6 protein-coding genes and 1 pseudogene are annotated in these 11,302 nt (G+C 46.4%); 3 read left to right on the top strand and 4 right to left on the bottom strand.

Annotation, left to right across the window (positions count from 1 at the left end):
- Window positions 1-168: 168 nt before the first annotated feature.
- Together H6G26_RS33735 and H6G26_RS33740 are read right to left on the bottom strand one after the other, a co-directional pair.
- Window positions 169-606 carry a cupin domain-containing protein gene (locus H6G26_RS33735; protein WP_190735364.1) on the bottom strand — a complete coding sequence of 146 codons (438 nt, stop codon included), beginning with the start codon at window positions 604-606 and terminating at the stop codon, window positions 169-171.
- Between the two features lie 109 nt (window positions 607-715).
- Window positions 716-931: a hypothetical protein gene (locus tag H6G26_RS33740; protein ID WP_206757576.1), complete on the bottom strand. Its 216-nt coding sequence runs from the start codon at window positions 929-931 to the stop codon at window positions 716-718.
- Window positions 932-1,159: 228 nt separating this feature from the next.
- Between H6G26_RS33740 and H6G26_RS33745 the strand changes: the two genes are divergently transcribed.
- From H6G26_RS33745 to H6G26_RS33755, 3 genes and pseudogenes are all read left to right on the top strand, one after another.
- A complete protein-coding gene (locus tag H6G26_RS33745) occupies window positions 1,160-4,813 on the top strand; it encodes an NB-ARC domain-containing protein (protein ID WP_190735368.1) in 3,654 nt (1,217 codons plus the stop codon).
- A gap of 225 nt (window positions 4,814-5,038) precedes the next feature.
- A complete protein-coding gene (locus tag H6G26_RS33750; RefSeq protein ID WP_190735370.1) occupies window positions 5,039-5,665 on the top strand; it encodes an MOSC domain-containing protein in 627 nt (208 codons plus the stop codon).
- A gap of 322 nt (window positions 5,666-5,987) precedes the next feature.
- Window positions 5,988-6,476: pseudogene (locus H6G26_RS33755) on the top strand (lipocalin-like domain-containing protein).
- Between the two features lie 132 nt (window positions 6,477-6,608).
- On the opposite strand, the gene H6G26_RS33760 reads toward H6G26_RS33755, so the two are convergent.
- Window positions 6,609-8,186, bottom strand: a complete 1,578-nt coding sequence (locus tag H6G26_RS33760; protein ID WP_190735373.1) for a DUF1565 domain-containing protein — start codon at window positions 8,184-8,186, stop codon at window positions 6,609-6,611.
- A 424-nt stretch (window positions 8,187-8,610) separates the two neighbouring features.
- The gene (locus H6G26_RS33765; RefSeq protein WP_190735375.1) at window positions 8,611-10,992 is read right to left on the bottom strand and encodes a phosphoketolase family protein; all 2,382 of its coding nucleotides are present in this window, start codon (window positions 10,990-10,992) and stop codon (window positions 8,611-8,613) included.
- Window positions 10,993-11,302: the final 310 nt, after the last annotated feature.

Consider the following 11,302-nt stretch of genomic DNA (forward strand, 5'->3'; position numbering starts at 1 on the left):
CCTGCTACTTATTCTCTCATAAAATTTTTCTTGGAATCTACTTGATTAGTTACTATCAACAATTCCAAAAAGGGCTGATTTTAAAACGCCTTTTTATAGTACTAAAGTACCAGTGATTAGCGATCGCCTGTGCCAGTTGCGTAAGTCCTGTTTATTTTTCTCGCTGCCTCATTTGCTTGGTAGATTATCAGGTGATCCCAAAATTTCGTCACCAATTTCAGCAGAAATACGTTGAGCTAACTCCATATCTGGTATTTCGTTTTCGTTCTGCGTTCCCACCTCTGCAATTAGTCGTGCAAAGGCACTAGGAGAAGCAACCATCAACCCGCGAGCTGGCTTGTCGCTCAAAACGCCGATCGCATGGGCGGTACCAGGAGGAATCAGGAAGGTTTCGCCAGCTTTCAACACAGCTTTGTTTTCACCTGTCCAGACCGTGAACTCCCCTTCTAAGACATAGAGTTGTTCAGAGTAGCGCGTGTGGCGATGAAGAGGAGTTTGTGAGCCAGGTGGGAAATAGCCTTCGATCAGATCGTATTTACCTTCGGTTGTTGTGCGATCGGCAATGATATTGAGGCGAGAACCAAAAAGCCAGAAAGATTGGGTCATGAGGTTGCTCCGATTAATGCGTGAGTTGTTTGAGATTGAGGAGTTTGAGACGGGATTGCTTGAGACTGGATTGTTTGTAATCCCAGCTGTTGAAGGATGACTTCATAACTTAGTTGAAGCGTGAGATGCTGATGGCGGGTTGGCAGTAGCTGCGTGCTGCTGTGCAGATACGGCAAGGGTAGCCAAGGTTATGCTGATGGTAAATTTCTGGAATTGCAGTTTCCTGTTTTGAGTGTTTACGTGATCGCTGCTCACCTTCTTCTCCTTTAGATTGGTGAAGCTCAATGCCCACCTCGATTAACTTCATTCTTGTGCGATCGCTCAATTTAGACCACTCAAGTTCTTTGAGTTAAAACGCGATTTAATTGTTCTGTGGTTGAGGAAGACCGCAGAAAATAAGCTAGGAGCAATTAAACCTGGTATACTCAAACCAAAATGGAATCATTTGTCTGTCAATCTGTGTTGCTCAAACTCCCCGTGAGTCATTGATTAAAGAAACGCCCGATATCTTAAGAAAAGATTCGCTCTGTCCTTTCCACCATCGGCTGATCTTATGGATTCCAACCCATCAAAAACTAGACGAGGTTCCTCTACTTCTTTTCGAGTGCGAGGAGTCATCCTATCGCCTCAAGGGTGGCAAAAGTTTCAGACGGCAAAACAGCAGGCGGAATCCGACGAAACCTGGGGTAAGCGCTTCACCCAGGAAGATATCAGCGATCGCACCGGACTCTCCCTAAATACCCTTGCCCGCATTTTCAAGCGCGAACTGGGCGTTGATCGTCAGTCATTAGAGTATCTCTTCCGGGCGTTTGGGCTGGAATTGACCCAGGCAGACTTTACATCCACTGCCTCATCCCAAGAGACAGAGAGCCACTGGACAAATCCCCAACAAGACTGGGATACGGCGGTCGATGCCTCAGCGTTTTATGGGCGTGAGGCAGAACTGACCCAACTGTGGCAGTGGATTATATCTGAGCGGTGTCGTCTGGTTGGAGTATTGGGCATTGGCGGCATTGGCAAAAGTACGATCACCGTCAAAGCTGCGTTGCAGATGCAAGCAGAATTTGAAATTGTTGTATGGCGCTCCCTGGCTAATGCACCACCACTGAATGAACTCCTGTCGAGCCTGCTGAAGTTTTTCATGCCGCTTTTTGGGGAAGATCCCATTCTTCCTACCACGCTCGATCAACAGATATCTAAACTGATGCAATATCTGCGGTCGCGTCGGTGTTTATTGATTCTCGATAATGCTGAGACCATTTTGCAGCGTGAGCCAGTGGGACAATGGCTCTCGGACTACGAAGGTTACGGGCAGTTGCTCAGAACCATTGGTGATACGTCTCACCAAAGTTGTTTGTTGCTCACTAGTCGAGAAAAGCCACGGGAAATGGCACTGATGGAAGGTGTACAGGTGCTGGTGCGATCGCTGGTCTTGAGCGGGCTGGCACCTGATGAGGGACGCGCCATCTTTCGGCAAAAAGGAGCGTTTACAGGTTCAGAAGCCGAATGGCAGACCTTGATCCATCACTACGGCGGCAATCCTCTGGCATTGAAACTGTTGGCAGCCGCAATTGGGGATTTATTTAACGGCAGCATTACCGAGGTGTTGCCCTATCTCAGTCAAGGATTGGCAGTTTTTGAAGACATCCGCGATTTGCTAGACCGTCAGTTCGCTCGCCTATCCGAAGCCGAACAGAAAACACTATTCTGGTTTGCAATTCATCGGGAGCCGGTCTCGATCGCAGATATTCGAGAGAATGTGGTTGATCCTGCTGCTCAACAAAGTCTACCCAATCTGATCAACTCACTACTGAGGCGATCTCTAATCGAGAAGGCAAAGCCTACGCTAATTGAAAAAAACGATGGGTTATTCTTCTTGCAACCTGTGGTGATGGAATATGTCACAGGACGATTCGTGCAGCAAATTTGCATCGAATTTGAGAGGCAGCAGCTTAAGGTTTGGCAAACGCATCCCTTAGTGCGAGTACAAGCAAAAGATTACATTCGAGAGATTCAGACGCGCTTAATTGTGCAACCTGTGATGGAACAGTTGCTGTCTCGCTTTGACAGTGTAGCGGCGATCGAGGCACAAGCAAGGCACATATTAACGCAACAGGGAAAGAAACCAGGATATGTGGCAGGCAACCTAATTAACCTCCTGGTGCAGCTTCAAGTGGACTTACGCAGCTGGGATTTTTCCGGTCTTGTGGTGCAGCAAGCCGACTTACGGCAGGTCGATTTAGCCGGGGCCAATTTTCAGAATGCCGATTTAACTAAATCCATCTTTTCAGAAACACTCAATGTTGCCAGGTCGGTCGACGTGAGTCCAGACGGACAAACCATTGCCGTTGGCGATTCCAATGGCAACATCTATCTCTGGAACATTAGCACAGCCCAACTTCTGGGCATCTTTTCAGGACACAAAGGCTGGGTTTGGTCGGTTGCCTTTAGTCCCGATGGCAGAACTTTAGCCAGCAGCAGTAGTGATAGTTCGGTGCGCTTGTGGGGTATCCAGAGTGGAAGCTGCTTGCAGGTGCTAACAGAACATAAAGGTTGTGTTTGGTCAGTGAGTTTTAGTGCCGATGGCCAGCAATTAGCGAGTTGCAGCGATGACAAAACGGTACGCTTATGGAATTTGCAAGGGCAGTGTCTCCGTGTATTGAAAGGACACACCCAGAGTGTTTATTCTGTCCACTTCGCGACCGATCAGCAAACCTTAGCCAGTAGCAGTAATGATACAACGATTCGGATCTGGGATGTGAGCAATGGCAACTGCCTGAGTGTCTTACAGGGGCATACCAGCGGGGTTCGGTGTGTGCGATACAGCCCGGATGGTCAACTGCTTGCTAGCGGATGCCGGGATGGGTCGATTCGATTGTGGAGCAATTATCTGTCCTACGATCGACATCTAAACCCCCATTCCATAAATTCTAGTGCCAAGTTGCTGCAAGGACATGCCGATTTTGTTTGGGGCATCGCCTTTAGCCCGGATAGTCGTCTCTTAGTGAGCGGTGGTCGCGATGGCACTTTGCGCCTTTGGGATGTGCAAGACGGGCAATCCATTCATGTACTTGAGGGTCATACCCACGATGTTTATGGGCTTGCTATTAGTGCCGACAATCAATTGTTGATCAGCACAGGAGAAGACCAGACGGTGCGGCTATGGCATTTACAGAGTGGACGAAACCTGAAAACGTTGCGTGGATATACGGGTGGGGTTCACTCCCTGAGTCTCAGTGCAGATGGTCAACTGCTTGCAAGTAGTGGTCAGAATGAAACGATTCAGGTGTGGCGTTTGCAGCTGGATAGCAATCTGCCACGACTTCACCCCTACAAAACTTTTTCCAGCCCGACCCGTCGGATTTCATCATTCAGCAACGTCAGCTTTAGTCCCGGTGGTCAAACGCTGGCGATCAATCGACATGATGAATCGATCGCTTTATGGAATATCCAAACTGGGCACCTCAATCGATGGTCAGCGCACAGCGCATCGATCTGGACAGTTCTGTTTAGCCCAACGGGACAAATTGTGGCAAGCAGTAGTTATGATTGCACCGTGCGACTTTGGGATGTGCAAACGCATCACTGTTTGCATGTGTTACACGGACACCAAAGCGCTATTCGCGCGATCGCATTTGACAAGAGCGGTCAATGGTTGGCAAGTGGCAGTTTTGATTTCACCATTCGATTATGGGATGTGCAAACTGGAGAATGTTCAAGGGTATTGCAAGGACATACGGGCGCCGTTTTCGCACTGGCATTTGACAAGAGTGGTCATCGACTGGTAAGTGGCAGTCACGACCAAACCATTCGATTATGGGATGTGCAAACTGGAGAATGTCTGAAGGTTTTGCAGGGGCATACAGGAGCCGTCTGGACGGTTGCCATAAGTTCTCAAGGTAATACCCTGGCAAGTGGCGGTGTCGATCAAACCATTCGACTATGGGATCTGCAAACGGGGCATTGCCTCCACATCTTAGATGAACATAGCGGTTGGGTTCAGTCAGTGATCTTTAACTCTAACGGTCAAATCCTATTCAGTGGTAGTGACGATCGCACAATCAAGCTTTGGAATGTGCAAACAGGATGCTGTATCGAAACGTTGACGGTCAATCGCCTGTATGAAGGTATGAATATTCAAGGAGCAACCGGGTTGACAGTAGCTCAAAGAACTACCTTGAAAGCGTTAGGGGCAATTGACAATTGAGGCGATAGGCAGCCAGATTCAGCGCATTCGCTTGTGTTTAATGGTGTCTAGCAATTGTTGAAAGGCATTGAGCGAAGGCACACAGCAACATTTTTCTTTTCTACTCATGGGTCGCCTCCACAGTGCCAAACAAATCGTGACTGCAAAATCTGGCAGAGGTTTGAACAACGCCTCCAGGTTTTGCGGGAAACTAATCGAATACAGTCCAAAACTTTGGAGCTAAAGATGAAACTCATCTCTGTCAACGTAGGATTTCCACGTGAAGTAACCTGGAAAGAGAAAACAGTCAGCACTGGAATTTTCAAGGAGCCAGTTAGCGATCGCTTGATGGTACGATCGCTTAATTTGGAAGGTGATGGGCAAGCTGATCTCACCGTTCATGGCGGAGCAGACAAAGCAGTTTATGTCTATCCGTTTGAGCATTACGATTACTGGCGAGGTGAATTGCCTGACACAGAGTTGCCGTTAGGCATCTTTGGTGAAAATTTTACGACCACTGGGCTGAGAGAAGAGGAAGTGAACATTGGCGATCATTTTCAGATTGGCACAGTGAAACTGATGGTGACACAACCTCGCCTACCCTGCTACAAACTTGGGATTCGGTTTGGACGACCTGATATGGTTAAACGATTTCTCGCCAGTCGTCGAACCGGATTTTACTTCCGTGTTTTGCAAGAGGGCGAAGTTGGAGCTGGAGACATTTTAGAGTTGGTAAGCCGGGACGATAACAACGTCACTGTTGCCGATATCACTCAACTTTATGTGCGTGCGGAAGATAATCCAGAATTACTTCACCGTGCTGCTCAACTTGAAGCTTTACCCCAAAGTTGGCGTGATTATTTCCAGCAGTAATACAATACCATTTCACGAAAAATCTGATACAGATGTAACCCCTGAAAGCTTTGCTGCATCTAAGTTTTTTAACAAACTTTAGGGGTTTAAGTCCCCTGCTTCTATCAAGCAGCGCGTTTTGTGACGGGGATTTAGACCCCGACACAAAACGTAATTGCGAATTGCGAATTGCGAATTGCGAATTGGTATAAGTAGGTAAGTGACAACTCTCGACACAAACTCAAGACGCAAAATCAAAGTAAACCGTTTTAGACGACCGAGTTTGATTTTGTGTTGAAACCCGTTACTTTAGCAGAAACCTATGAAGCAACGGCTAAACATTATGTCTACACCATCGATTAAGAATAACCCGCTCATTGGCATTTGGAAGTTAATTTCTGCAACTGCTATTCATGCTGACGGAACGGTGGCTCCAGAGGTGTATGGAAAAAATCCAGTTGGCTACATCACTTACACTTTGGATGGTCACATGATGGTGATGTTTGCCAAGAGCGAGCTTCCTTCGGAAGAGCTTCGCTAACGCTCACCGTTGAGTCAAGAGGTTCAATCGCCGCTAAATTCACAGATGCAATCTCTACCCGTTGAAGAGCTTGCTCAAGCATTCACGACATTCAATGCTTATGCCGGAACTTATACACTGAATGGCAACACAGTGAATCACCAGATCGAAATTGCATCGATTCCTAATCGGGTCGGTACAACGTTAGTTCGCACTTTTACTCTGAGTGAGAGCCGAATGACGCTCTTAACAACGCCAGTTTTAAGTGATGGTGTTGAGCAGGTTTTCGAGTTGGTGTGGGAGCGTATTTAAGGCGTTGCATAAATGCGGGACGAATTGGCGGGTGAAACTATTGGTAATTCGTTCTAAATTGGGCGAAATCATCCCATGATTTAGCAACGCCGTATTTAAATAGTAAAAATTCAGATTATCTGATTTTACCAATTAAGCAGTCACTATATAAGGCAAGTTAATCGCCGCTACACGACCAGCGTCTACCAGGGCTTGGTATACCATCACCGCTACCTCAGCACGTGTAGCATCGCGGGTAGGATTGAGTTGTTTAAGGTTCGGGTAATTGACAATAATCCCCTTGTTTATAGCTTTTACTACCTCATCCTTGGCATAATCAGGAATCTTTGCTTGGTCATCGAAAGTTTTGATGGATGCTGTACCATCAGCAGATAACCCCAATCCATTCACCAAGGAGACAATCACTTGCACGCGCTGGATATTTTTGTTAGGAGCAAAGGTATTGTCAGGAAAACCAGAGAGAAATGAACCTTGATATGCTTGCTGAATTACTGTCGATGCCCAGAAGCCTACTGGTACATCTTTGAATTTGACCACGGGGCGGTTTGAGGGTGGGTTGAAAGCTTTTACCAGTAATGCGGCGTATTGCGCCCGCGTCATTGTAGCATCCGGTTTAAATGTGCGATCGGGAAAACCATTAACTATTCCCAATTTAACTAATTCCCGAATAAACCCACCTGCCCAATGATTCGTAATATCGGTTAATTCGATAGTGGGTGTTGGTGTCGGAGCGGGAGTGGGCGTAGGTGTCGGAGTGGGAATGGGCGTAGGCGTAGGTGCGGGAGTGGGCGTAGGCGTAGGTGTCGGAGCAGGAGTGGGAGTAGGCGTAGGTGTCGGAACCGAACTATCTGCAAACTCTACGTTTCCCGTGACTTTAGACGTATTTATTTTATTTCCCACAGAAACCAGCTTGTTGGAACTGGCATTTTGCAAATCAAATTTACCGTTATTTTGTAGAGTATTGCCGCCTGGATTATTGGTACTGCCGATATCCGGTAGGGCAGTTCCAATTACTGTGATGCCATCGTCAGTGTTATTTTCACAGACATTGTTACGCAAAACAGGACGAGCGCTGCCAGAGATAACAACTCCAGAACGGTTTTCGTAAACTTTATTATCTCGAAGTAGGGGTGATGCAGTATCACTAACGGCAATACCAAAACCTGTTTTGGAGAAGGTATTATCTTGAATTTGACCTTTGGAATTTTTAGCGATCGCAATTCCATTGGCTGCATTCTCACTGAACACATTACCTAGAATAACTGGGTTAGCATCGCCTGTAGCAAAAACTCCCTCCCGCTTACAGTTTTTGAAGGTGCTATTAGCAACAGTAGGAGCAGTTGATTCAATCCAGACACCACTACCACGACTAGCCAAATTTGTTACACTCACTCCGCGAACTTCGGCTTTATCCAGCAACACAAATGTTACATTCTGACCAGCAAAAGTACGGCTTAGATAGCTACCACTCCCTTCAATCAAAATGCCATTGCCTTTATTGGTTTCATTACCTACTACTGTCACACCAGATGGAACCGTTATTGGAAAAACTTCACCGCTAGCAGCATTATAATTACCATCTGCTAGTTGAATCTTAGTGTTATCTGTAGATGCTTTAAGAGCTTTGGTAATAGTTTTGAAGGGGGCTTGTTGGCTACCAAGGTTGGCATCGCTACCTGATACTGGATTTACATAAAAGGTCTGAGGCATATTTATACTTCCAAAAAATACATAGCTATCTTAGCGCCAACCAGAAAAGTAGGTAGCGATTGATGCATTAAGTAACTTAAAGTACTTGTCACTGCAAAGTGAAAAGATTAGGGACTTCCAAACAAAAAAACATCCCATCGCATTTAGGCAGGGGGCAGGGGGCAGGAACAGTCGTGTTGAGTCCAGAAATTGGAATAATTTATTTCTTGGAAGTCCCTTATGCCAAGCAGGGGGGAGTTTTAGAAGTTACGAAATCATCCCGTAAATATGCAACGCCGAAACTTTTTATATTTGATGCGTGATCCCGGCATTTTGTACCTCACTTTTTCTCCCCTGCTCCCTGCTCCCCTGCTTTTCACGAATCCTAAAAAAGGGAGAAGCAGGGAGAACAGTTTCCCCTCTGCCTCTTTCCTCTTATCTGCTCTTAATACGGCCACTTCCAATCACGAATTTCCGGCATATCGTCGCCGTACTTCTCAATGTAGTGCTTGTGTTCGATTAGCTTATCTTGCATCTCCTGTTTGACATAAGCTGCCTTATATCCTAGTTTTGGCACGCGAGCAATTACGTCCATTACTAGGTGAAAGCGATCAAGATCATTAAGCACAACCATATCAAAGGGAGTGGTGGTGGTTCCTTCTTCCTTGTAGCCACGCACATGCAAATTATTGTGGTTGGTGTGGCGATAGGTTAGGCGATGAATCAGCCAAGGATAGCCATGAAAGGCAAAAATAATCGGTTTATCTGTAGTGAAAATTGTGTCAAAATCTTTTTCGTTCAAACCGTGAGGATGTTCGCTTTTTGGCTGTAGTGTCATCAAATCGACTACGTTCACTACACGCACCTTTAAATCACGAAAGTGCTGGCGCAGAATGTCCACAGCCGCTAAAGTTTCTAAGGTGGGAATATCCCCAGCACAAGCCAGTACTACATCTGGTTCGCCGCCTTTGTCGTTGCTTGCCCATTCCCAAATACCGATGCCTTTGGTGCAGTGCTTGATAGCAGAATCCATGTCGAGGTATTGCAATGCTGGTTGCTTTCCAGCAACGATGACATTGATATAGTTGCGGCTTCTTAAACAATGGTCAGTTACCGATAGCAAAGTGTTGGCATCGGGGGGCAAATACACGCGAACGATTTCTGCTTTTTTATTGATTACATGGTCAATAAAACCGGGGTCTTGGTGGGAAAAGCCGTTATGGTCTTGTCGCCAAACATGAGAGGTGAGTAGGTAATTGAGGGAAGCAATCGGTCTACGCCAGGGAATTTCTCTGGTTGTTTTCAACCATTTGGCGTGCTGATTGAACATCGAGTCAATGATGTGAATGAATGCCTCGTAGCAAGAGAAAAACCCATGACGTCCTGTGAGGAGGTAGCCTTCTAACCATCCTTGACAGCAAGTTTCGCTGAGAATTTCCATCACGCGACCGTCAGGGGAAAGGTGGTCATCTTCCGGAAGGATCTGGGCTGCCCAATTCCGCTCTGTAACTTCTAGCACACCGCCTAAGCGATTTGATACCGTTTCGTCAGGACCGAGGATGCGGAAGTTGCGGCTTTCTTGGTTAAGTTGCATGATATCCCGCAGAAAAGTTCCTGCAACTTGCGTAGCTTCAGCGATCGCCTGCCCTGGTTTGAGAACATCTACGGCATAGTCTTGAAAGTCGGGCATTTTCAGGTCACGCAGCAAAATGCCGCCGTTGGTGTGGGGATTGTCACCCATACGTCGATGACCTTTGGGAGCCAGTTCTGCTAGTTCTGGGATCAGTGTACCGTTAGCGTCGAAGAGTTCTTCTGGTTGGTAACTCTTCATCCAATCTTCTAGGAGTTTGAGGTGTTCTGGCTGTTTGGCTATGTTGCTCAAGGGAACTTGGTGCGATCGCCAATAACCTTCGGTTTTTTTGCCATCTACTTCCTTGGGTCCTGTCCAACCTTTGGGGGTTCTCATGACAATCATTGGCCACTGCGGACGTTCGGTGAAACCGTGTACACGGGCTTCTCTCTGAATGCTTTGAATTTGGGCGATCGCTATATCTAGAGTCGCCGCCATTTGCTGGTGGACATCTGCGGGATCGTCACCTTCGACAAAGTAGGGCTTGTAGCCGTAGCCGACAAATAAGCTTTCTAATTCCTCATGGCTAATCCGTGCGAGTACTGTTGGATTAGCAATCTTATACCCATTCAAGTGGAGAATTGGAAGTACAGCTCCATCATGCACGGGGTTCAGAAACTTATTGGAATGCCAGCTAGTTGCTAAAGCACCTGTTTCAGCTTCGCCGTCACCCACAACAGCAGCAACAATCAAGTCAGGGTTATCAAAGGCTGCACCGAAAGCGTGGACGAGGGCATAACCTAGTTCTCCGCCTTCGTGGATCGAACCAGGCGTTTCGGGTGCAACGTGGCTGGGAATACCACCAGGGAAAGAGAACTGTTTGAAGAGTTTCTTCATTCCCTCAGCATCCTGGGAGATGTTGTGATAATAGTCGGTGTAAGTGCCTTCTAGGTAGGTGTTAGCTACCAGTCCAGGGCCTCCATGACCAGGGCCAGCAATATAGATTGTGTTTAGGTCATATTTTTTGATGACGCGATTCAGGTGAACATAGATAAAGTTCAGCCCTGGTGTTGTTCCCCAGTGACCCAAGAGCCTGGGTTTGACGTGTTCCAGATTTAGCGGTTCTCTCAGCAGTGGATTGTCGAGTAGATATATTTGCCCAACAGAGAGATAGTTGGCTGCACGCCAGTAAGCGTTGATATTACGTAATTCTTCATCTGTTAAAGGCTTTGTTTGTGGAGTTGTAGCTAATGTCATTTCGACACTCCATTACAAAAAGATTTTGACGGCTTCATTCAGTATGTAATTATACTTATTTTCAAGAATATGGCCATCTAACCCATGATAAGTTTTTCTAGCCTTTTTAATAATTCATCATTCATCATTATTATCTCATGTATACCACTTGATACCAGTCCCATCAAATCGGGTTAAATAGGAATCCTATAGATTAATGTGGGGTTTAATAGACCCATCCGAAAACTCGCAAGCCAATATTTACAAGGCTTTGAGACCAGTCCTTGCAGATTCTGTTTCAACGAAGAAATCAGCGTTTAATATAGTTACT

The sequence above is a fragment of the Nostoc sp. FACHB-888 genome (assembly GCF_014696655.1).
Classification (GTDB): Bacteria; Cyanobacteriota; Cyanobacteriia; order Cyanobacteriales; family Nostocaceae; genus Nostoc.

What these genes read in the sequence shown, in the direction of transcription:
- H6G26_RS33735 (WP_190735364.1), bottom strand. Translation starts at nt 606, where the DNA reads ATGACCCAATCTTTCTGGCTTTTTGGTTCTCGCCTCAATATCATTGCC.
- H6G26_RS33760 (WP_190735373.1), bottom strand. Translation starts at nt 8,186, where the DNA reads ATGCCTCAGACCTTTTATGTAAATCCAGTATCAGGTAGCGATGCCAAC.
- H6G26_RS33765 (WP_190735375.1), bottom strand. Translation starts at nt 10,992, where the DNA reads ATGACATTAGCTACAACTCCACAAACAAAGCCTTTAACAGATGAAGAA.
- H6G26_RS33745 (WP_190735368.1), top strand. Translation starts at nt 1,160, where the DNA reads ATGGATTCCAACCCATCAAAAACTAGACGAGGTTCCTCTACTTCTTTT.
- H6G26_RS33750 (WP_190735370.1), top strand. Translation starts at nt 5,039, where the DNA reads ATGAAACTCATCTCTGTCAACGTAGGATTTCCACGTGAAGTAACCTGG.